Here is a 22,166-nt window from a genome sequence, read left to right on the forward strand (position 1 = left end):
CTGAATTATTTGGCTGTGGTGCTGACATCTTTTTGCTTGAGCGGGAATAAGGTTCTCACCCATACATAGAACATCGGGATAAAGAACACGCCCAGCAAGGTTGCGGTAATCACCCCACCAAGTACGCTTGTACCAACGGCATTTTGACTGCCCGAGCCTGCACCTTTTGCCAAGTATAATGGCACAACACCAATACCAAATGCAAGTGATGTCATGATAATTGGGCGCAAACGCATACGAGCTGCCTGCATCACTGCTTCTTTGAGCGATTTGCCTGACTCTTGAAGCTCTTTGGCAAACTCAATAATCAAAATGGCGTTTTTGGCGGATAGACCGACGACGGTCAACAGACCCACTTGCAAGTACACGTCATTGCTAAGCCCATGCACTTTGGTCAACAGCACCGCACCCAAGACACCCAGTGGAATCACCAGCAGCACCGAGAATGGGATTGACCAGCTTTCGTACAATGCTGCCAAGCACAAGAAGACCACCAAGACCGCCAATGCATACAGTAGCGGCGCTTGACCACCTGATTTGAGCTCTTCTAATGATAGTCCAGTCCACTCAATACCCACGCCTTCTGGTAGTTGCTTCGCCAGATTCTCCATCTCAGCCATCGCATCGCCCGAGCTCTTGCCCGGTACAGCATTGCCCGATAGCTCCATCGATGGTACGCCATTATAACGACCGACGCTTGGGCTAGCGTACTCCCATTCGCTCGTTGCAAAAGCACTATACGGCACCATCTGACCATCGTTATTACGCACATACCATTTGCCAATATCTTCTGGTATCACACGACTATCAGGCTCACCTTGCATATAGACTTTTTTGATACGGCCACGGTCAATGAAATCATTGACATAGCTACTACCCCATGCCATTGCAAGTGTTGAGTTAATATTGCTTGCAGGGATGCCAAGCACTGCTGCCTTTTCATAATCAACATTGAGTTTTAGCTTTGGTGCATCTTCTTGACCGCCAGGGCGGACACCTGTCACCACTTGGCTTTGGGATGCCATGCCAAGTAACATATTGCGTGCTTCGAGCAGTTTTTCACGACCAACACCACCATTATCTTTAACCTGCAAGTTAAAGCCGTTTGAGTTACCAAAACCCATAATCGCAGGCGGTGCCATTGAAATTACCATACTTGCTTCAGGAATGGTCATATTCATCATCATGGCACGATTGGCGATATTTGCCGCGGCATTCTCATCGCCCGTACGCTCGCTCCAGTCTTTGAGCTTGATGAACGCCATACCCATGTTTTGACCACTACCCATAAAGCTAAAGCCAGTAATCGAAAATACGCTTTCGACATTCTTTTCTTCTTGGGTTTGATAATACTGACGAACCTTGTCCATCACTGCTGAAGTCTTATCTTCGGTTGTGCCTGCTGGCATCTGCACCATCGCAAATAGCACGCCTTGGTCCTCTTCAGGGACAAACGCGCTTGGCAGACGCACAAAGAAAAAGCCAAGTACAGCAATAATCGCCGCATAGACAACGACATAAATCAGCTTGGCATTAAAGGTTTTGCCAACAAATTTTTCATAACCGCTACTTGCCTTATAAAAAGCACGGTTAAACCAACCAAAAAAGCCTTTTTGGGTTTGAATATCATGGTGTTTTTTGCGCTTAAGAATCGACACGCACAGTGCAGGCGTAAATACCAACGCCACAATCGCCGACAGCACCATACTGGTAATCAGCGTCACAGCAAATTGACGATAAATCACCCCTGTTGAGCCACCAAAGAAAATCATCGGAACAAACACCACTGACAAAATCAGCGCAATACCGATAACCACTTTGCTAATCTCACGCATCGATTCGGTGGTCGCTTCGATGACGGACATTTGCGGATTTTCTTCGAGCAGACGCTCAACGTTCTCAACCACAACAATCGCATCATCGACCAGCAAACCAATAGCAAGCACCATCGCAAACATGGTCAAGATATTGATACTCATGCCAAATACGGACAGCACAGCAAATGTACCTAGAATTACCACAGGCACGGCTAGTGTAGGAATAATGGTCGCGCGCCAGTTTTGTAGGAACAAGAACATCACCACAAATACCAGTGCAATCGCTTCAAGTAGCGTCTTGACCACCTGCTCAATAGACAGACGGACAAATGGCGTGGTATCAAATGGCACAACATAGGTCAAGCCTTTTGGAAAGTTGGCTGACATTTGAGTCATTTTATCTTCGACCGCCTGACGCACTTCAAGCGCATTAGCACCAGATGCTAGGCTGATTGCCATACCTGCAGCGGTTTTACCATTGTACTTGGTGTTACTTGAATAATCTTGAGAGCCAAGTTCCACACGGGCGACATCTTTTAGATATACCTTTGCCCCTGCGGTATCAGTTTTTAGCAGAATATTTTCAAACTCTTCTGGAGTCTGCATCAGGCTTTGAACGCCAATACTAGCACTAATCAAAGCACGCTCATTATTGGTCGGTAGGCTTGCCAACTGACCTGCTGAGACTTGCACATTCTGCGACTGAATCGCCGCTGAGACATCAGATGGCATTAGGTTATAGGCACGTAGCTTGGCAGGGTCTAGCCAAATGCGCATCGCATAAGATGAACCAAACACCTCTACTGAACCCACGCCCTCGACACGGCTTAGACCATCAACAATATTGGTATTAAGATAATCACCAATATCCGCCTCATCCATACTGTCATCTTCTGAGACAAAGCCATAAACCATCAAAAAGCCACTGGATGACTTATTGACCGAGACGCCTTGACGCTGCACACTTTCTGGTAATGAACTGGTCGCTGATTGTAGTTTGTTTTGCACTTGGACTTGTGCTGTATCAGGGTCAGTACCACTTTCAAAGGTAAGCGTAACGCTTGCTTGACCGTTTGCAGATGAGCTAGATGACATATACATCAAACCATCCAAGCCTTTCATCTGTTGCTCAATCACCTGCGTCACTGAGTTTTCGATGGTCTGTGCATCAGCACCTGGATAGACAGCGGACACCTGTACAGTTGGGGGTGCAATCTGCGGATACTGCTCAATAGGCAATCCACGAATGGACAAAATACCCACCAACATAATCAATAATGCAATGACCCAAGCAAAAATCGGTCTTTGAATAAAAAATCGAGACATAAATTACCTATTTGTTGGGTTATTGGGCTTTTTGCGTAGTCGCACTATCAGTTTGTTCAGCTGGACGCGCCATTGGTACTGCGGTTTGCGGTGCAGTTTGGGCTGGTGCTGATGGTGCTGCTGAGTTGGTCTCTGCAGGTGCTACAGGTGGCGCTTGATTTTGTGCCCCTTCGCCCATGCCTGCCGCTGGTAGTTCACGCACATCCACTTCTTGATCTGGCTTGACTTTTTCGCCACCGATGATGACAACACGGTCGCCATTATTGATGCCACCTGTCACGATCCAGTTACCATTATAAGTGCCTGCAGTGGTGACATCACGCACTTCGATTTTGTTTTGGGCGTTGACCACATAGACTTGGGTTTCACCTTTTGGGGTGCGAGTGATGGCACTTTGTGGCAACAAGGCAGCACTTGGTACTACCGATTGGATAAGGCGAGCATTGACAAACATACCTGGCACCAATTTACCTGATTGATTTGGGAATACCGCACGCAAGGTCATCGCGCCAGTGGCTTGATCAACTTGTGCATTGGCAAGCAACAGACGACCGATGTCAGGATAAATCGTGCCATCTTCTAGCTGTAGCTGCACTTCTAGCGAACCTGCGCCTGCACGACCCGACTCGACCGCTTCGCGCAATCTGAGCATATCGGTTGATGACTGGCTGATATCAACATACACCTCATCCAGTCGGTTGATCGTCACCATCGACTGCGATTGGTTCGCTGAGACCAGTGCGCCTGCGGTGACATTCGAGATGCCGATACGACCTGTGATCGGTGCGCGTACGATGGTACGACCGACATCCAGCTCGCTTGCGCTTAGGCTTGCTTGTGCATTACGCACGGCTGATTGCGAACTTTGGATGATGGCTTCTGCTTGCTGAACAGCAGCGCGCGCGGCAGCGACATTCGCTTCAGCGGTGCGTACTGCGGTGATCGCTTGGTCATAGACTTGGCGAGAGACCGCTTCGACTTCGATCAGCTCTTTATAACGCGACAAATCTGCACGCGCCTGCGCAAGGTTTGCTTCTTGGGATTGTAGGTTCGCTTGTGCAGATGCGCGCGACGCCTTGGCATTGTTCACTGACGCTTCGGCACTGGCGATCGCTGCACGCGCCGACTCGATGGCACTGGTGTAGCTATCGATATTGATTCGATACAGTGGCTGACCTGCTTGCACAATTGCACCTTCACGGAACATGACTTCGTCAATGATGCCCGTCACCTGCGGACGGACTTCAGAAGTCTCGACAGCCGCGACACGACCTGCGAAGGTCTGAATGATCGGCACAGGCTGCAATTGAATGGTTTGGATATCGACGGTCGCTTTTGGCGCTTGCTGTTGGGCTGCGGCGGCTTGCTGCTCGTCTGACTTGCTGCACGCAGTCAGTACACCAGTACCTGCCATCAGCGCAACGATCATCGCCACTTGAAATTTCACTTTCATAAGTATCTCACATTGGCTTTTAGATTATAATTAATTATAAAAATTAATCAGTTAAAGTTAAAAAATATCGTTCTATATCACTAAGCTTTTCATTTTGCCACATTTCAAAAAAAAACGATTTCTATTAAATTTTTTAAAAATATAGCAATTTCTTCTAATTAATATAGAAACTGAATGATTGTATATAAAAACTGCATTTATTGACTGAGAACATCACCTAATGCCTTATAAATTGTTATAATATATAAGTTAAGTTGGATACATCGCGGTATGATTAGGTCACTCAATACAAACAATACAGCATGAGAGAAATATTTTGATTATAGCATGTTTTTTCTGGTGATTTCGGGCTATATTTTTGCTTTTTCGCCTTAGGTGACAAAAATGTGTCTTGCTTTTTGGTAATTTTTGTGTACAAAGCACTGACAAATCCTGCAAATTTGCGTTTTTTTGTCAAAATTTGAAAATTTCGCTTGTATTTTTAAAAATTTTTGGTAATATAGCACCCACTTCTTAAATGGCTGGATGGCAGAGTGGTCATGCAGCGGACTGCAACTCCGTGTACGCCGGTTCGATTCCGACTCCAGCCTCCATTTTTTGGTTTACCAGTTTGTTTTGATGATTTCTGCGTAAGCATATAATCAAATCGATTGACAATTACGCCGTTTTATTGATTTGAGTGCTAGGCAAACGAGCGAAGGTGTATTCGATATACATCGAGTGAGTTTAACGACGCAATCGAATCAATAAAACAAGTCAAACCGTCTTATTTAGTTCAAAACAAGACTAGGCAGCGAGCCGCAGATAGTACTCAAGTACAGCAAGGCGAAGCTAACGCCGTATTGTTTTGAAATAAATTGACGAATATGCCCGGGTGGTGAAATTGGTAGACACAAGGGATTTAAAATCCCTCGCTCTTTTGAGCGTGCCGGTTCAAGTCCGGCCCCGGGCACCACCGTATGATCAAAGCCTTTATCGATAGGATAAGGGCTTTTTTGTTGCCATAAGACTTACCCGCCACTACTGCTATTCATCTACCACTCGTAAGCCTGTGATGACCATCACACCCATTTCATCCATCCAAAAATCCACATCCACCTCGCCATATCGCATGGTGCTGGTCACTTCGATTTCAGCTTGACGATATGCCACTCGTGGGTCTTGGGCGATGAGATGTTGGATAATGCTTTTGTCTGGCATGGCAAGCCTACCGTCTTGGCATAGCGTATCAAAGTCTGTACTTGCCTGCGTTGTCATGGCTACCATCTTGGTCGTTGGCACATCAATCTCGCCACTGATGGCATCAGGCACGCTATCGACAAACGGCAGATACGGCTTGATATCGACAATCGGCGTACCATCTACCATATCAGCACCGATGATATGCAGTCGCACGCGATGATGATTTGTCTCCACTCGTGCCAGTCGCACCACAGACAGTCCGATCGCGGATGGGCGGTACATACTGCGAGTAGCAAACACGCCGACTTTATCATTGCCACCATAACGGGGTGGACGCACCTGTGGGCGAAAGCTATCTTGGGATTTGTTTTGATGAAACTGCCACATCACCCACAGATGGCTGAATTTTTCGATACCCTCGAAAGCCGATGGCGTATCATAAGGCGGCACAAATTCAATCACACTTGCCACATTGACAAGATTGGGCTGTCTTGGCGTGCCGAATTTTTGAACCAAAGGCGAGCGATGAACACCAATGATGGGTATTTGTAGCGTAGTCATAGAGAATTTTTCTTATTTATGCTAAAATAAACAGTGCTTATTCCAAATTTACCCTAAACCATTGGGTAAAAACTCGTTATTATAGCCAAAATTTCACTCATTGGCACCTCATTGCCAACACCAATAATAAGAGTTTACTATGTCAAAGTTTATCACAGAAACCGTCACTTATGTGCATCATTGGAACGATAGCCTATTTACCATCAAGACCACGCGTGGCGACAGCTTGTGTTTTCGCAATGGCGAGTTTGCGATGATTGGTATCATGGTCGATGGCAAGCCATTGGCACGCGCTTATTCTATCGCCAGTCCAAACTGGGCAGAAGAGCTGGAGTTTTTCTCAATCAAAGTACCTGATGGCCCACTCACTTCTCGCCTACAGCACATCAAAGTCGGCGATGAGCTGCTCATCAGCAAAAAACCAACGGGCACGCTCGTACTAGATGACCTACTGCCAGGCAAACATCTGTATATGCTTGCCACAGGTACAGGTCTTGCACCATTCTTGTCGCTATGCCGTGACCCTGAAGTCTATGAACGCTTTGAAAAAGTCATCCTAGTACATGGCGTGCGTCATGTTGATGATTTGGCGTATCGTGATTTCTTTGAGAATGAATTGCCAAATGATGAGATCTTTGGTGAATGGGTGCGTGAAAAATTCATCTACTACCCAACCGTCACCCGTGATGAGTTCAAAAACACAGGTCGTGTCACTGATCTGATCCAATCAGGCAAACTGTTCACCGACATCGGCTTGCCACCGATGAACAAAGACGACGACCGTGTGATGATCTGCGGTAGCATGGCGATGAATAATGACACCTGTGCGATTTTGGATGGCTTTGGTCTGACCATCTCACCACGCATGGGTGAGCCTGCTGATTATGTGGTTGAGCGTGCATTTGTGGGTTGATTCAGCCATACAAGCCATACAACCAGCAAAACAAAAGCCAACACAGTGATTTGTTGGCTTTTTGCTTTGTTGATAAACACTTTTATGAAAAAAAGTTATTTGGCAATTATTCAGCGATGGCGGTGCGTAGCTGTTCTGCCAATTTGGCAAGCTCATCTTGATCGCCCATCTTGCTTTCGTGATGAGCAAAGGCACTAAAATGCGTCGGTACAAGGTGCATATGATAATGAAACACCGACTGACCTGCATCGGAGTGATTCAGCTGCATCTGGGTGATGCCTTGTACGTCAAGCACCGCACGCTGTGCTGTCATCACTTTTTGAGCAGTCTTAAATACCGCACAAGCAAATTCACAAGGCAAATCCGACAGCTCAACCGCTTGGCATTTTGGAATCACAAGCGTATGGCCTTTTGCCACTGGCATGATGTCCATAAAAGCAAGAGTTTTGTCATCTTCATAGACCTTATGGCATGGGATTTCACCACGCAAAATCTTGGCAAAAATATTATTCTCATCATAGGCTGATGTCATGATATGCTCCTTTTTATCTCGTGAATATGCTCATCGATGTCGCTGCGGCATCGATGGCTATGGTTACATTTTAGCACAGCTTTGGGTATGATTTAATCTGATTTTATCACTCAATTTATGCTATAGTATCAATTTTAGCATCGATCACCACTTATGGATAATGATAAGCCCCTGCTGATATTACAAGAACTCTTCACCGACCCAGGTTTTGTGTTTCGGGTGCACAATGTCAAGCTTGCCACCGTTGACAGCAGCTATGATTTGCCGCAGATGTTTTTGGCGCACTATGACAGCTTGGCCGATGACATCAAAGCAGATCTGCCACTGACGCCAGCACTGCTCAAAAAAATCAACACCCTCGTGCGCGCCGATGAGGCCTGTGCCTTACTGAGCTTGCCATCAGGCAGCATTCGCCCTGCATGGCACATCAAGATCAGCGGCACTGCCGTCATCGTGTGCGATGCCCTGCCGCTAGCATTACATGTGCAATTCACCAACACCGCCAAAAGTAGCCAAGCGGTATATGGCGAGCCAAGCAGTTTGATTTTACAAGAAGCTGCGCGCTGGCAGATGTCAGGCAATGTCAATGTCTTGTTCAAAAATCCTGCTTATGAGCTTGTCAGCGTTGATTTGCAAGGTGATGCCCTTTCCCTGCCGCCACACGATGGCTATGTGCGCTTGCCAAACAGCCATGCACTAGCCACCACGCACGCCATCAATACCCTAAAAAACACCCAGCCTGATCTGTTGGCATATTTAGACACTGCCATCATCGAAAAAGTCACCGCCAGCAGCATGTGATGGCGGTGAGGATGGATTCATTTATCTAAAAAAAGCTTACAGCTTATTATCTTTCTTCGCGGCATCGATCGCATCTTTGCCCAGCTTGCGTCGGCGTAGCATCTGTAGGCGCATCTTTAAAGATGGATTGCTTTCAATGGTTTGTTTTTTTTGATAAGCTTCCCAATCTCCAAAGGGATCGGCTTGCATCTGCGCATCATTTTGATCCAGTACGCGCACTGCATAATCACCCAAGGTGAATTTGATGTACAAGACTTGCACCCATACGATGGCGATCACCATCAAAGGTGCTGCCAATGCCACACCCATGATGCCTGTAATCGATCCCATGATGACCTGAGACAGCAGCAGCGCCACAGGTGGCAGATCCACCATGCGATTTTGGACAATCGGCGCCACCACATAGCTTTCTAACTGCTGCACGACGATGATCATGACAATGACCCACACCAGCATCTCAGGCGCTACCAGTGCTGTCAACAATACAATCGGCACCGCCGACAGCCATGGCCCCAATACAGGAATAAAGTCCAACAAAAACGCAATAAAGCCCAATGCCAGTGCAAAAGGAATGCCCATGAGCTTTAGCGCAAGCCAAGTCGATACACCAACAAAAGACATCACCACCAGCTGCCCCAACAGCCATTGCTGGATTGAGCGATAGCTACGATCAAGCAAATACTCTGCCTTATCTCGGCTGTCTTTTGGCACCATCGCCACAAAGCTGCGGCGATAAATCGATGGTGAGATCGCCACAAATAAGCCTAAGATCATGATCACCACAAAGGTACCGATGCCACTGACCATACCACCCAGATAGGTCGGCAGATGCGCCATCGCCCCATCACTAAACTGCGCTAAGAACGCCTGTGGGTCAGCCTGAAGCTCTCGCGCCCACTCGCGCGTGCTTAGCCATTCATAGATGGTAGGATAGCTTTTTAGGTATTGGTGCATGTATTCGATGGCTTTTGGTACCATGCTTTGTAGATCTTCAAGCTGACTTTTAAGCTCCATACCAAAAGTCGCAGCAAACGCCGATAAAATCCCAATCAAGCCAAGCACCACGGTGCCGAGCAATAGGCCATGTGGCAGTTTTTTTAGGTGAGGGCCAATCCAAGGCGTCTTGGTCAGATACTCCACTAAACTCAGCAAAAAAATCGCCGTCAAAATCGCAGCAAACACGATCAGCCAGACATGAATGAGATAATAAAAACTCAGCAGCAGTAGCAGCGCCGCCACTGTCATGATGATGAACATTTTTTGGGCTTGAAGATTCATATCGGTGTCACTCTACAAGAAAATGATTTGATGGCCTGATCCTATCTATCAGCCTATCATTGAGTCTGGAACATCTGTTAGTTTGGGTTTTGCTTGTAAACTTGGTATCTGCCATCAGCATCCGCAGCCTAGACAGCATCAAGTACGGTCGCGCTCATCATACCATCATTTGCCCAGATAAAAAAGACCAACTTGACAGCTTGTCAAGCCAGTCTTTTGATAATCAAGTCAAATTTGCTCGATCATTTGGCAGATGCATCACAGCGCATCTGACTTTGGCAGTGGCAGCGGGCCACCAAGCAGATGCTCATCCGCCATCTCATTGTGCGAATTATGCTCAGCTGACTCTTGGGTGATGTACCATTGACTGTTGCGATACAAGGTCAGACGATCTCGTCCCAAGCCGCGCCATAAGCAATACATCATCACAAACACCACTGCTGCAAATGGCAAGCCCGCCACGATTGCCGCTGCTTGAAGTGCTGACAATCCCCCTGCCGCCAATAAGATCGCAGCGATCACACCCTCAGTCGTCACCCAAAATAGGCGCTGAATCTTCGGTGGGTCGGTCTCACCACCTGCGGTCAGCATATCGACGACAAGGCTAGCACTGTCCGCTGATGTCACGAACCACAGCACAATCATCCCCAAAATGATCACGGTTAATCCTTGAGTGAATGGATAATATTCAATCAATTTAAAAATCGCACTGCCATAATCCGCCTGCACCGCCTCAACCAAGCCAAAGCTGTCGCCCAATTCCATATGAATCGCCACACCGCCAAAGGTGGTGAACCACAAAAACAGCAGCAGCATCGGCACGAATAGCACCCCAAATAAAAACTCTCGAATCGTGCGACCGCGTGAGATGCGAGCAATGAAAATGCCCACAAATGGCGACCAACTCACCCACCACGCCCAATAAAACACCGTCCAACTCGCCTGCCAATTACTGTCACTGTACGCTTCATTCCACAGGCCAAGCGTGATCAGATTGCCTGCATAATTGCCGACATTTTCTACAAAGCTATTAAAAATAAACTGTGTCGGGCCAACGATGATCATAAAGGCCAGCATCACAATCGTTGCAACGATGGTCACATCACTAAGGCGCTTAACCCCTTTATCCAGCCCTGCCATCACCGACACCGTGGCACATGCTGTGATGCCTGCGATCAGCGCGACTTTTAGTGTCAAACTCGGTGTGATGCCCCAAAGCTCTGCCAAGCCTGTTTCAAGCTGCATCACGCCAAGACCAAGCGATGTCACGACCCCAAACATGGTGCCAAACACTGCCAAAATATCCACCGTATGACCCCAACCGCCATAAATGCGCTTGCCAATCAGCGGAAACAAAACCGATCGGATCGACAATGGCAATCCGCGACGATAATGAAAATATGCCAAAGATAGCGCCACCACCGCATAGACTGCCCACGCGTGTAGCCCCCAATGCAAAAAAGAAATCTGCATCGCTTCGACTGCAGCATCCACCGTCTGCGCCTCAGCTCTTGGCGGTGCGACAAAGTGATACAATGGCTCAGCCGTCCCCCAGTACAGCAGTCCAATGCCGATGCCTGCCGAGAACAACATCCCGATCCATGACCCAAAGCTGTACTGCGGCGCCTCGGTCTGATGGCCCAGTCGAATATCGCCATAGCGACTCAATGCCAAATACACACAAAACACCAAAGCCACATTCATCAAAATGATCAGCAAAAACCCAAATTTGTCACTGATAAAGGCCTGAATACTCGAAAATAGCTGCCCTGCCTGCTCACTGAACAAAGCGCCATAGAGCATGAATAGCACCACCAATAAGGCTGAGATGGCAAAAACAGGGACGCTCACTTTTGGGAATATCCCAAAGCGGCTGATTTTTACCCCTTCATTCATGATGCGTTTTTCTTGTCTGTGCTGATCCGACGGTGTCGGCGAAATGCCCATAATTCCTCCCAATACAATCTATAAGCAGTCATAAGACCGCCTGATGACTGAAAAGATTTTTAATAACATTACCATCAAGATCGCTAAGTTGCTTAAGATCACTTCACACTACAGACGCTGCGTAATGCCGAGCAGTATCAGCAAATGAGTGTTATGAACGACCATAAATCCTTGTCATCGCCAAGTCCTTGGGCAATACCATTAAAAATCCATCCTTGGCATAAGCCTAGCAAGAATTATTGGATTTTGCAAATAATCTGATATATATGACACAAATTACCTGCAAAACTTAGCAAAACTGCTTATAATTGTGACAAATTATCGATAGTTTGAGTAATTTTTGGTCAAATTATCCAGATATTCGCGTCATATTTATCATATAAATTGATGAATATGCCACGCTAAATCGGCACATTATTAACCAAAATTTATCTTCATGCCAAAAAATCAAACACCTTTTTATCATCAAATAGTGCTAAAATAGCCAAAGAGACGACATTGATGCCAGGCAATATTCGCCAAGCAAAATTCATTTTATTTTTGTGATGTTATAAGGAAACACAATGCCAATTTATCGCTCCAAGACTTCTACTGCTGGTCGCAACATGGCAGGTGCTCGCGCCCTATGGCGTGCCACCGGTATGACGGATGAGGATTTTAATAAGCCAATCATCGCCATCGCCAACTCATTCACTCAGTTCGTGCCAGGTCATGTGCATCTTAAGGACTTAGGTCAGCTGGTCGCTCGTGAGATCGAAGCTGCCGGCGGTGTCGCCAAAGAGTTCAACACCATCGCTGTCGATGATGGCATCGCGATGGGTCATGGCGGTATGCTGTATAGCTTGCCTAGCCGTGATTTGATCGCTGATAGTGTCGAATATATGGTCAATGCTCACTGTGCCGATGCACTGGTCTGTATCTCAAACTGCGACAAAATCACCCCGGGTATGCTAATGGCAGCAATGCGTCTGAATATCCCAACCATCTTTGTCTCTGGTGGTCCGATGGAAGCAGGTAAGGTGCTAGCGAGCACGCTAGGCGATGGTCATACCGTACATGAGACTGTGACGGATGAAAATGGTCAAAAGGTGCGTAAGCTTGATCTAGTCGATGCAATGATCGATGCTGCCGATGATTTGATCAGTGATAGCGATGTCGCCACCACCGAACGCTCAGCCTGCCCAACTTGTGGATCATGCTCAGGTATGTTCACCGCGAACTCGATGAACTGCTTGACCGAAGCACTTGGTCTATCACTACCAGGCAATGGGTCACTACTTGCGACGCACGCCAAGCGAAAAGATTTGTTCCTAGAAGCGGGTCGCCGTATCGTCGAGCTTGCCAAACGCTACTATGAACAAGATGATGCATCAGTGCTACCACGCTCGATCGCCACCAAAGCTGCTTATGAAAATGCCATGAGCCTAGATATCGCCATGGGTGGCTCAACCAATACCATCTTGCACCTATTGGCTGCTGCCAATGAAGCAGGCGTGGACTTTAAGATGGCGGACATTGATCGCCTATCTCGCCAAGTACCTTGCCTATCAAAAGTCGCTCCTGCTACCCAAAAATATCACATGGAAGATGTGCACCGTGCCGGTGGCGTGATGGGTATCTTAGCCGAGCTTGACCGTGCAGGGCTACTACAGACTGATGTACCGACTGTACACAGTGCGACGATGGCTGATGCACTTGCCAAGTGGGATATCATGAATCCTGACAATACCCAAGCGCGTGACCTATATATCGCGGCCCCAGGCGGCGTACGCACCACCCAAGCCTTTAGCCAAAATAAAGTCTGGTCAAATCTCGATGTCAATCGTGAATCAGGCTGTATCCGTAGCCGCGAACACGCCTATTCTCAAGATGGCGGACTTGCGGTACTATTTGGTAATATCGCTGAGCGTGGCTGTGTGGTCAAGACCGCAGGTGTGGACGAAAGCATCCTAACATTCACTGGCCGCGCTCGTGTGTTTGAGAGTCAAGACTCCGCTGTTGCTGCCATCTTGGATGATCAAATCGTCGCAGGTGACATCGTCATCATCCGCTACGAAGGCCCAAAAGGCGGCCCTGGTATGCAAGAGATGCTCTACCCGACATCTTATCTGAAGTCAAAAGGTCTAGGCAAAGCCTGTGCCCTGCTCACTGATGGTCGCTTCAGCGGTGGTACATCAGGTCTGTCTATCGGTCATGCCAGCCCTGAAGCTGCCGAAGGCGGTGCTATTGGCTTGGTCGAAGAGTTTGACACGATTGAGATTGATATCCCAAATCGTCGCATTCATCTGGCAGTATCGGACGAAGTGCTGGCCACTCGTCGTGAAGCGATGCTGGCTCGTGGCAAACAAGCTTTTAAGCCTGTCAATCGCACTCGCCAAGTCTCAGCTGCCCTGCGTGCCTATGCGGCGATGACCACCAGTGCTGATACTGGTGCTGTGCGTGATGTTAGTCAGGTTGAATAATCCAAGCAGTGCCATAGTCAGCCAAGTACTGCTTGGCTGACTCACCAAAACCAAAGGAAAATTTATGAAATCACTAAAAATCTTTAGCGCACTCATCGCCGCTGCCACACTGGCCAGCTGTGCTGCCACTGATGGCAGCCAAAGCACAGATGCTGCCACAAGTATCGGTATGAATATCCTAAAAACCAGCATCAAGCAAACCTGCCAAACACAGCTAACCAATCATCAATATTGGAAGCTGGCAACGGTGGCGATGTCTGAGCAATCCAAAGCCAACATCTCAAATACCGCCTGTGGCTGTGTGGCGGATAAAGCGCCAGAATCTGTCAGTATGACAGAGCTTGCCACTGCTGCCATCGATCCAAGCGCACGCACGCAAATCGCCCAAAAAATCGTCGTCAACTCACTTCAGACTTGTGTCGCCGAGACGCTCAATTCATTGGCGATCCCTGCCCAAAATTCTTAATATCACCAATCAAAAAAAGCCCATCTAACTGCAGATGGGCTTTTTTTGATCACAAACCGATCTCACCGATGAACGGCAGATGGCGATATTTTTGGTCATAATCCAGACCATAGCCAACGATAAAGCGATCCTCAACCTCAAAGCCACAAAAGCTCACCGCCATCGGAATCTCGCGACGCGACGGCTTGCTCACCAAGGTGCAGATCTCGATGGAATTGGGTTCGCGCGTTTGCAAAATCTCCACGACCTTTGATAAAGTGCGGCCAGAATCGATGATGTCCTCGACGATCAGCACATCTTTGTCTTTAATTTCGCTATCAAGATCTTTGATGATTTTGACATCGCCACTTGAGACGGTGGTTTTGTTGATATAGCTTGAGACGGTCATAAAATCAATTTCATGCGGCTTATCGATGACACGGCACAGATCCGCCATAAAAATCACCGATCCACGCAGCAGCCCGACCAGCACCAGTTCTTTATCGCTGTTTTGATAATGTGCATTGATGGCAACACCCAACTCTTTAACTCTGGCAGCGATCTGTTCACTGCTGATCATGACATTCAATTCACGCGGTTCGCTCATGAAAGACTCCCGATTTTGATTAATAAATAAAATTTAAGAAAAAATATCCAATGCCATCTCAGACAAAGCAAATTGTCTGACATCATTTAGCATGGTGGTATCAAAATTATGAATAAAAACAAAAGCTAGTTGACGCTTGGGATCACAAAACGCCACCGAGCCATTATAACCCATGTGTCCATAAGCTATCTGTGTATCTTGTAGGCTAAATACACGATGAAAGCCCATACGCCAGCGCATATCAGCAGGCATCACCGCATCATAGCCCTCGGTCTGGATTTGGCGCATCTGCGCGATGACCTCTGGCACGATCAATACTTGGCCATCATGGATGCCGTCAGCGGCATGCATGGCATAAATGCGCGCCAGTGCATTGGCCGTTGAGACGCCGTTAGCAGCAGGGATTTTTGCCATCAGCACATCATCCCGATGATATTCCAAGCCATCTTTGGCATTGGGCATCAAGGCGTTTTTGTAGTTGGCCAAATTCATCCGCGAGGTGTCAAAATACAGGCGATTAATGGCAGAGGTACTGATGGCTTGTTCACCCAAAGCGCGCTGCCACATACCACTGACTGGCAGATGACCCAAAGTGTGTAGCGTTTTTTCACTGTCTGGCTTTAATACAGGTTTTCGTCGTGGCGTGGACTTATCAGGTGATTGATAAAAATAGCGTTCAGGCTTAGCGATCATCGGCAGCAGCGCCTCATCGACGCCATAATACAGTTCACCTGCCACATCCAGCGGCTCAGCCAAATAACGATTGAGCGCATCATTTAGTCCAAGCCCTGTCACACGCTCCACCAAAGCACCTAGCACCCAGCCCGACACCAAAGCACTGTACGCACTGGCATAGTGCTGCTCATCTTGGCCTTTGGGGATGCTCACTGGCATCGCTGCGACACGCTGTATCATCTGTTCCCAGTCCAGTAGCAGATTTGCATCTGTGGTGATGGAGGTGATGTCAAACAATCCTGCACTGTGTGACAATACTTGCTTTAATCGGATATTCGCTTTGCCATTATCAGCAAATTCTGGCCAATAGCGACTGATCGGCGCCTCATAATCGAGCATCCCTTGGCTTACTAAGATCGCGATCAAAGTTGCCATCACACCCTTGCCGATGGAGAAATTCACCGATAAAGTTTTGGCAGACCAAGCCAAATCAGGCAGCGCGTTGCCTGTGGCGACATTCACGACCTCTTTGCCTTGATGATAAATCACCAAAGCCCCACCTGCAGGTGCGTCATCGAGCTTGAGCTCATCAAGTACGCGTTGAAATTGTTGTTGCATCTATTATCTCTGTTAGGCCATGAAATCTGTTATACATTAATATGGATCATTCGCTTAATTCAGCTATCAAAATTCAGCCATCAATTTTGACATCCATTTGGCTTGTTTGGCAATGGTTGGTCATTGAAATGCTCAAGCTCAACTTACATCACCAAAAACCACAAAGCATCGCCGATTCATGGTAAGTTAACAATCCTTGCATCACCAAAAATAACACCGCAAGCCTGATAATTACCAAGCCTGCGGAGGTGGGATACTTGAGTTATTATAAATAAGCCATCATAAATAAGCAATTGTCCCCAGCGCATGAGTTTTTTTGCCGTCTTTAGAATACAGCCCAAATTCAATCCCCAAAGCATCTGGCGCATCGGTCACAAGTTCAATGGCAGATGGCAAAAAAACGGGCTGACGAAATGACACCTGCACCTGATATGCCGCTGGCAACTCAAAATTGCGCGCGATGGCAGCAAGCGCACGCGCCTTGGTCCACATCCCGTGTGCGATCGCCTTAGGAAAGCCGAAAGCGCGCGCTGATAATGGATGTAGATGAATTAGGTTAAAATCCCCCGACACAAAGGCATATCGACGACCAATGTCCTCTTGTACTTCGATCGACAATGACAATCCGCCCTCGCTGGCATCAAGCTTGGCGGGCGTGATGGTCTCTTTGGGCTTGGTAGCTTGTGGGGATTGTTTGGATTTTTTTTGGCGCGACAGATAGGTTGAGACACCCTGCCAAACCAGCTCTTCACCCACAAATACTGTGGTCACAAAATCAAACTGCTGACCTTTGTCATGCGCACGCAAATTATCCAACTGCACCGACATGCGCACCGTCTCAGTATCGAAAATCACCCGATGCTGAGTGACGCTGTTCTCCAGATGCACCAGACCCAGCATCGCAAACGGAAAATCAGGCTTTGCCATCATATTCATTTGCAGCGTCTGTGACAACACCGCAAAATAAGTCGCAGGCACACGGCCATCATTCATAAATCCACAAATTTTGCGATAATCGCTCAGATTGGCCTGATCAATGACCAATTGATCAACGGTATATACCGAGCTGGGTAATTGCTTCGCTTTGGCATCGCCTGAGGGCAGCAGACTTTTGATGACATTGGCATAAGTCGTGTGCATTTTTGGCAATTCGCGAAAATGTTGATCCGACATAAGTTTTCCTTACTTATTAATACTAAAAATACAGCAAGATCACGCGCCAAGCACACTTTGGCCACAGACGCGGACGACATTGCCATTGATGCCACCTGCTTTAGGTGACAGCATCCATGCGATGGTTTCGGCGACATCGATCGGATCACCGCCTTGACTCATTGAGTTCATGCGGCGGCCAGCTTCACGGATGGCGAATGGGATTTGGCCTGTCATTTTAGTTTCGATAAATCCAGGTGCGACGGCATTGATGGTACGCGCTGAGCCTTCAAATACCTTGGCTGTGGCTTGCACCAAGCCGATCACGCCAGCCTTACTCATGGCATAGTTTGACTGCCCGACATTGCCGGCGATGCCTGAGATCGATGACACACAGACGATGCGTGCCGCTTCAGACAGACCTTGATGGCCGATCAGATAATCATTGACGCGATGGATGGCGGCTAAATTAATGTTCATCACCAGATCCCATTTATCCTCGCTCATGTTCGCCAAGGTCTTATCTCGGGTGACGCCAGCGTTATGCACGACGCCATCAAGCTGACCGCACGCGCGCACGATCTGCTCACCTGCATCGTTGGCGGTAATGTCTAAAGGCAGGGCATGGCCACCGATTTGACCCGCGACTTTTTGTAGATCAGCAAGGCTTGCTGGCACATCTAGGCAATAGACTTTGGCGCCATCGCGTGCCAATACCTGTGCGATGGCCTGACCGATGCCGCGGCTTGCGCCAGTGACGAGGATTTTTTTCCCTTTTAGGTCATCACTACTGCTCGATTGGGCTTTGGTGATATAAATAGGCTGACCTGAGACATAGGCCGACTTGGCAGACATGAAGAAGTTTAGGGTATGCTCAAGCTGATCTTCAGCGCCTTTTTGGACATACAGCACTTGCGCGGTGATGCCTTTTTTAAATTCTTTGGCAATCGACTTGGCAAAGCCCAACACCGCACGCTGCGCCAATGCAAAACCAACATCATCCGCAGTGCAGCACTCTGGACGAGCGATGATGATCACACGACCTGAGGTCTTGATACGGCGTGCGATCGGATGAAAAAAGTCGTACACTTGCTTGAGCTCATCGGCTTTTTTGATGTTCGTGGCATCAAAAATCACCACCTTAAATCGCGCATTATCATCTGCCAAGCGCTCATCGATCGCCGTGGTGGCTAGCGCTGACAGCGGTGTATTTGAGCTCACCTTGGCATGTTGATCGCCTAAGGTCTGCACCAGTGCATCACGCACCGAATGATCATCGCCCGCTGAGATGCCAAGCGCCACCTCGCCAAGAATCACAGGCTGTCCAGCCTCATAACGATCCAGCTTAATCGGTGTCGGCAAGCCTAAATTTTTGGCGACTTTTCTGCCTAACGATGACTGCACCAATTCACCATAACGATCACTCATCACGCACTCCTGTTGTATTATTAACCTATTTATCAGTTTTCCACTTTTCAATGCTTATAAATATTTATTAATATAAAATTAATATCTATCCAAAAGCGGCAGTTTATTGTAGCATAAAATCGCAGCATTCCGCGATTTCGCGATGCTTGGTCGAATAATTTTGCTGTTATATAAATTATTATTATACTATACAAAATTAGTATAATATTTTGTTATTAATTGGGAAATTTCCGCCACATTTATCCTTATTAATGCTAAGCTAACCATCAAGCGCCGATTTGGGTACATCGTTGGGCGTTGGTCGATGGCCTCACAAAACTCACCCAATCAGCAAAATAAACGATCATTTTAAGGACAGATTATGAGTATTCAAAAAGTCGCCATCCTAGGTGGCAACCGCATTCCATTTGCACGGAGCAATGGCACTTATGCCGACGCCAGTAATATCGACATGCTGACCGCAGCCTTGGATGGCTTGGTCGCGCGATTTGACTTGGCAGATAAAGACATTGGCGAGGTAGTGGCAGGCACTGTACTTAAGCATAGCCGTGATTTAAACCTCACCCGAGAGGCGGTGCTTAACACCCCACTGGCAGCCACCACGCCTGCTTATGATGTCTCTCAAGCGTGTGGTACTGGCCTACAAGCCGCCTTTGCGGTGGCTAATAAGATCGCACTTGGCATCATCGACAGCGGCATCGCAGGCGGTACAGACACCACCTCGGATGCACCGATCGCACTGGGCGATGGTCTTCGTAAGCCACTGCTGCGCTTAGGCAGTGCCAAAACCGCCAAGCAGCGTCTGGGCGCGATCAGCAGCATCAACCCAAAAGATCTGCTGGCATTTCCTGAAAATGGTGAGCCACGCACCCGTCTATCGATGGGCGAACATCAGGCCATCACCGCGCTTGAGTGGAACATCAGCCGTGCCGATCAAGATCAGCTGGCCTATCAAAGCCATCAGAATCTAGCGCGCGCTTATGAAGAGGGATTTTTTGAGGATTTGATCACGCCATATAAAGGACTGACCCAAGACAATAACCTACGCGCTGATACCACACTAGAAAAGCTAAGCACATTAAAGCCTGCTTTTGGCAAAAAGAACGCCAATCCGACGATGACCGCGGGCAACTCTACCCCGCTCACCGATGGTGCATCATGTGTCCTGCTATCTAGCGAAGCATGGGCGGCGGAGCATGGCTATGAACCACTGGCGTATATCACCCATCAGCAAACAGCGGCGGTAGATTTTATTGGTAAAAATGGTCTTACCGAAGGTCTATTAATGGCGCCTGCCTATGCAGTTCCCAAGATGCTGGCACGTGCAGGCCTTACGCTGCAAGACTTTGATTTTTATGAAATTCATGAAGCTTTTGCATCGCAAGTACTATCGACACTGGCAGCTTGGGAAGATGAGACTTTCTGCAAGACGCGTCTGGGACTGGATGCGCCACTAGGGGCGATTGACCGCAGTAAGCTCAATGTCAATGGCTCAAGCCTAGCTGCAGGGCATCCATTTGCAGCGACTGGCGGCCGCATCCTAGCCACTGCTGCCAAGCTGCTTGCCCAAAAAGGCTCGGGCCGTGCATTGATTTCTATCTGTGCAGCTGGCGGTCAAGGCGTGACTTGTATTTTGGAGCGTTAAGATAGCTTGATAGCTTGCCTGCCATGACCGATCGTGGCAGGCTTTTAAATTTTATGGATAATAATTCGCCCAAAAAATGATTTATTTAAATTTTCATGAACCCATCTTAGATAGCACAAGTCAAACCGAAACAATAATCCACAGAAAAGGATTTATGATAAATCCACCGCGTACACAGCAGCCTTGCAACCATCACCTGCTCAAAACCCAGCCTAATCCAAGATCTGATCTTGGATGACCTTATCGGAGATGATTCGCCCTTTACTGGTGCGCTGGATATAGCCTTGCTGTAGTAGATATGGTTCGATGACATCCTCGAGCGTGCCACGGTCTTCAGCCATAGCTGCAGCCAACGCCTCCACGCCAGCAGGCCCGCCATGAAAGCGATCGGATAATACTGACAGATAACGGCGATCAAGCTGATCCAAGCCCTGCTTATCCACTGCCAACATATCCAGCGCTGCCGATGCGATTTCGGCTGTCGCCACGCCATCGCCTTTGATCTCAGCATAGTCACGCACACGACGCAAAAGGCGGTTGGCAATACGCGGCGTGCCACGGCTACGATGCGCCACTTCTTGAGCGCCGCCATCATCCATGCGCACACCCAAAAGCCGAGCTGACCGCTTAACAATCGTCGTCAAATCAGCCACATTATAAAACTCAAGTCGCTGCACGATCCCAAAACGATCAAACAAAGGCGCGGACAACAAGCCTGCGCGTGTGGTTGCCGCCACCAAGGTAAATGGCGGCAAATCCAGCTTGATCGAGCGAGCCGCCGGCCCTTCACCGATCATAATATCCAGCTGATAATCTTCCATCGCAGGATATAAAATCTCTTCAATCACTGGGCTTAGGCGGTGGATTTCATCAATAAACAGCACATCGCCTGCTTCCAAATTGGTCAAAATCGCCGCCAGATCACCAGCGCGCTCCAGCACAGGGCCTGAGGTCGAGCGCAGATTACCACCCATTTCACGCGCGATGATATTGGCTAGTGTCGTCTTACCCAGCCCTGGCGGCCCAAAAATCAGCGTATGATCGAGCGCCTCTCCACGCGCTTTGGCAGCTGGAATAAAAACCTTCATCTGCTCACGCACTTTGGGTTGGCCTATGTATTCATCTAAGCTGACAGGACGGATGGCGCGATCGGCGGCATCATCTTTTTTGGCAATAGGGTCGATAAGACGGGTTTGTGACATGATGATTTGCATACAATGATAATGAATGGGTATTTTAACACAAATTAATCAAAGAAACTTCATTGATGCAGTTGTTGGTGATGGCGGCAGATCTTGAGAGTCGTTGATGGCTGATTACGAAT

The 22,166-nt window shown here is 48.0% G+C and carries 16 protein-coding genes and 2 tRNA genes; 7 read left to right on the forward strand and 11 right to left on the reverse strand.

Translation table 11 applies throughout. From position 1 onward, the window contains the following. Positions 1 to 5 precede the first annotated feature (5 nt). The gene (locus B0681_RS03705) at positions 6 to 3,143 is read right to left on the reverse strand and encodes an efflux RND transporter permease subunit (RefSeq protein WP_078317413.1); all 3,138 of its coding nucleotides are present in this window, start codon (positions 3,141 to 3,143) and stop codon (positions 6 to 8) included. A gap of 19 nt (positions 3,144 to 3,162) precedes the next feature. After that, on the reverse strand, positions 3,163 to 4,596 hold the full coding sequence (locus B0681_RS03710; protein ID WP_078317414.1) for an efflux RND transporter periplasmic adaptor subunit: 1,434 nt from the start codon (positions 4,594 to 4,596) through the stop codon (positions 3,163 to 3,165). A 519-nt stretch (positions 4,597 to 5,115) separates the two neighbouring features. Here B0681_RS03710 and B0681_RS03715 point away from each other — a divergent pair. Together B0681_RS03715 and B0681_RS03720 are read left to right on the forward strand one after the other, a co-directional pair. After that, positions 5,116 to 5,189: transfer RNA gene (locus tag B0681_RS03715), tRNA-Cys, on the forward strand. Positions 5,190 to 5,464: 275 nt separating this feature from the next. Next, positions 5,465 to 5,551: transfer RNA gene (locus tag B0681_RS03720), tRNA-Leu, on the forward strand. A 71-nt stretch (positions 5,552 to 5,622) separates the two neighbouring features. On the opposite strand, the gene tsaA is transcribed toward B0681_RS03720, so the two are convergent. Next, positions 5,623 to 6,339, reverse strand: a complete 717-nt coding sequence (gene tsaA / locus B0681_RS03725; protein WP_078317415.1) for a tRNA (N6-threonylcarbamoyladenosine(37)-N6)-methyltransferase TrmO — start codon at positions 6,337 to 6,339, stop codon at positions 5,623 to 5,625. A 139-nt stretch (positions 6,340 to 6,478) separates the two neighbouring features. Here tsaA and B0681_RS03730 point away from each other — a divergent pair, with 139 nt between their 5' ends. Next, positions 6,479 to 7,252, forward strand: coding sequence for a ferredoxin--NADP reductase (locus tag B0681_RS03730; protein ID WP_078317416.1), 774 nt, complete (start codon positions 6,479 to 6,481; stop codon positions 7,250 to 7,252). Between the two features lie 106 nt (positions 7,253 to 7,358). Here the strand turns inward: B0681_RS03730 and B0681_RS03735 are convergent, their stop codons facing one another. Next, a complete protein-coding gene (locus tag B0681_RS03735; protein ID WP_078317417.1) occupies positions 7,359 to 7,784 on the reverse strand; it encodes an HIT family protein in 426 nt (141 codons plus the stop codon). Positions 7,785 to 7,937: 153 nt separating this feature from the next. Here B0681_RS03735 and B0681_RS03740 point away from each other — a divergent pair, with 153 nt between their 5' ends. Continuing rightward, complete coding sequence (locus B0681_RS03740) at positions 7,938 to 8,585, forward strand: hypothetical protein (protein ID WP_078317418.1); 648 nt, start codon at positions 7,938 to 7,940, stop codon at positions 8,583 to 8,585. 36 nt (positions 8,586 to 8,621) lie between these two features. Here the strand turns inward: B0681_RS03740 and B0681_RS03745 are convergent, their stop codons facing one another. Continuing rightward, positions 8,622 to 9,863 (reverse strand): AI-2E family transporter, encoded by a 1,242-nt coding sequence (locus B0681_RS03745; protein ID WP_078317419.1) that lies wholly within the window; start codon positions 9,861 to 9,863, stop codon positions 8,622 to 8,624. Positions 9,864 to 10,121: 258 nt separating this feature from the next. After that, positions 10,122 to 11,810 carry a BCCT family transporter gene (locus tag B0681_RS03750; protein ID WP_078317420.1) on the reverse strand — a complete coding sequence of 563 codons (1,689 nt, stop codon included), beginning with the start codon at positions 11,808 to 11,810 and terminating at the stop codon, positions 10,122 to 10,124. Between the two features lie 563 nt (positions 11,811 to 12,373). Between B0681_RS03750 and ilvD the strand changes: the two genes are divergently transcribed. Together ilvD and B0681_RS03760 are read left to right on the forward strand one after the other, a co-directional pair. Next, positions 12,374 to 14,272, forward strand: coding sequence for a dihydroxy-acid dehydratase (gene ilvD, locus B0681_RS03755; RefSeq protein ID WP_078317421.1), 1,899 nt, complete (start codon positions 12,374 to 12,376; stop codon positions 14,270 to 14,272). Positions 14,273 to 14,336: 64 nt separating this feature from the next. Further along, the gene (locus B0681_RS03760; protein WP_078317422.1) at positions 14,337 to 14,738 is read left to right on the forward strand and encodes a hypothetical protein; all 402 of its coding nucleotides are present in this window, start codon (positions 14,337 to 14,339) and stop codon (positions 14,736 to 14,738) included. 49 nt (positions 14,739 to 14,787) lie between these two features. Here B0681_RS03760 and hpt read toward each other — a convergent pair whose 3' ends face one another. The 4 genes from hpt to B0681_RS03780 all read right to left on the reverse strand — a co-directional run bounded on the left by hpt (position 14,788) and on the right by B0681_RS03780 (position 19,197). Then, the gene (gene hpt / locus B0681_RS03765) at positions 14,788 to 15,324 is read right to left on the reverse strand and encodes a hypoxanthine phosphoribosyltransferase (RefSeq protein ID WP_078317423.1); all 537 of its coding nucleotides are present in this window, start codon (positions 15,322 to 15,324) and stop codon (positions 14,788 to 14,790) included. 33 nt (positions 15,325 to 15,357) lie between these two features. Beyond that, positions 15,358 to 16,617, reverse strand: a complete 1,260-nt coding sequence (locus B0681_RS03770; RefSeq protein ID WP_078317424.1) for a serine hydrolase domain-containing protein — start codon at positions 16,615 to 16,617, stop codon at positions 15,358 to 15,360. A gap of 279 nt (positions 16,618 to 16,896) precedes the next feature. Continuing rightward, positions 16,897 to 17,790 carry a MaoC family dehydratase gene (locus B0681_RS03775; protein WP_078317425.1) on the reverse strand — a complete coding sequence of 298 codons (894 nt, stop codon included), beginning with the start codon at positions 17,788 to 17,790 and terminating at the stop codon, positions 16,897 to 16,899. A 39-nt stretch (positions 17,791 to 17,829) separates the two neighbouring features. Then, positions 17,830 to 19,197, reverse strand: coding sequence for a 3-oxoacyl-ACP reductase (locus B0681_RS03780; protein ID WP_078317426.1), 1,368 nt, complete (start codon positions 19,195 to 19,197; stop codon positions 17,830 to 17,832). A 361-nt stretch (positions 19,198 to 19,558) separates the two neighbouring features. Here B0681_RS03780 and B0681_RS03785 point away from each other — a divergent pair, with 361 nt between their 5' ends. Next, positions 19,559 to 20,842, forward strand: a complete 1,284-nt coding sequence (locus B0681_RS03785) for an acetyl-CoA C-acetyltransferase (RefSeq protein ID WP_078317427.1) — start codon at positions 19,559 to 19,561, stop codon at positions 20,840 to 20,842. Positions 20,843 to 21,054: 212 nt separating this feature from the next. On the opposite strand, the gene ruvB is transcribed toward B0681_RS03785, so the two are convergent. Then, a complete protein-coding gene (gene ruvB / locus B0681_RS03790) occupies positions 21,055 to 22,044 on the reverse strand; it encodes a Holliday junction branch migration DNA helicase RuvB (RefSeq protein ID WP_078317428.1) in 990 nt (329 codons plus the stop codon). Between the last annotated feature and the right edge of the window lie 122 nt (positions 22,045 to 22,166).

The sequence above is a fragment of the Moraxella porci DSM 25326 genome (assembly GCF_002014855.1).
Taxonomy (GTDB): Bacteria; Pseudomonadota; Gammaproteobacteria; order Pseudomonadales; family Moraxellaceae; genus Moraxella; species Moraxella porci.

Coding starts and splice junctions, on each gene's coding strand:
- B0681_RS03705 (WP_078317413.1), bottom strand. CDS start 3,143: ATGTCTCGATTTTTTATTCAAAGACCGATTTTTGCTTGGGTCATTGCA.
- B0681_RS03710 (WP_078317414.1), bottom strand. CDS start 4,596: ATGAAAGTGAAATTTCAAGTGGCGATGATCGTTGCGCTGATGGCAGGT.
- tsaA (WP_078317415.1), bottom strand. CDS start 6,339: ATGACTACGCTACAAATACCCATCATTGGTGTTCATCGCTCGCCTTTG.
- B0681_RS03730 (WP_078317416.1), top strand. CDS start 6,479: ATGTCAAAGTTTATCACAGAAACCGTCACTTATGTGCATCATTGGAAC.
- B0681_RS03735 (WP_078317417.1), bottom strand. CDS start 7,784: ATGACATCAGCCTATGATGAGAATAATATTTTTGCCAAGATTTTGCGT.
- B0681_RS03740 (WP_078317418.1), top strand. CDS start 7,938: ATGGATAATGATAAGCCCCTGCTGATATTACAAGAACTCTTCACCGAC.
- B0681_RS03745 (WP_078317419.1), bottom strand. CDS start 9,863: ATGAATCTTCAAGCCCAAAAAATGTTCATCATCATGACAGTGGCGGCG.
- B0681_RS03750 (WP_078317420.1), bottom strand. CDS start 11,810: ATGGGCATTTCGCCGACACCGTCGGATCAGCACAGACAAGAAAAACGC.
- ilvD (WP_078317421.1), top strand. CDS start 12,374: ATGCCAATTTATCGCTCCAAGACTTCTACTGCTGGTCGCAACATGGCA.
- B0681_RS03760 (WP_078317422.1), top strand. CDS start 14,337: ATGAAATCACTAAAAATCTTTAGCGCACTCATCGCCGCTGCCACACTG.
- hpt (WP_078317423.1), bottom strand. CDS start 15,324: ATGAGCGAACCGCGTGAATTGAATGTCATGATCAGCAGTGAACAGATC.
- B0681_RS03770 (WP_078317424.1), bottom strand. CDS start 16,617: ATGCAACAACAATTTCAACGCGTACTTGATGAGCTCAAGCTCGATGAC.
- B0681_RS03775 (WP_078317425.1), bottom strand. CDS start 17,790: ATGTCGGATCAACATTTTCGCGAATTGCCAAAAATGCACACGACTTAT.
- B0681_RS03780 (WP_078317426.1), bottom strand. CDS start 19,197: ATGAGTGATCGTTATGGTGAATTGGTGCAGTCATCGTTAGGCAGAAAA.
- B0681_RS03785 (WP_078317427.1), top strand. CDS start 19,559: ATGAGTATTCAAAAAGTCGCCATCCTAGGTGGCAACCGCATTCCATTT.
- ruvB (WP_078317428.1), bottom strand. CDS start 22,044: ATGTCACAAACCCGTCTTATCGACCCTATTGCCAAAAAAGATGATGCC.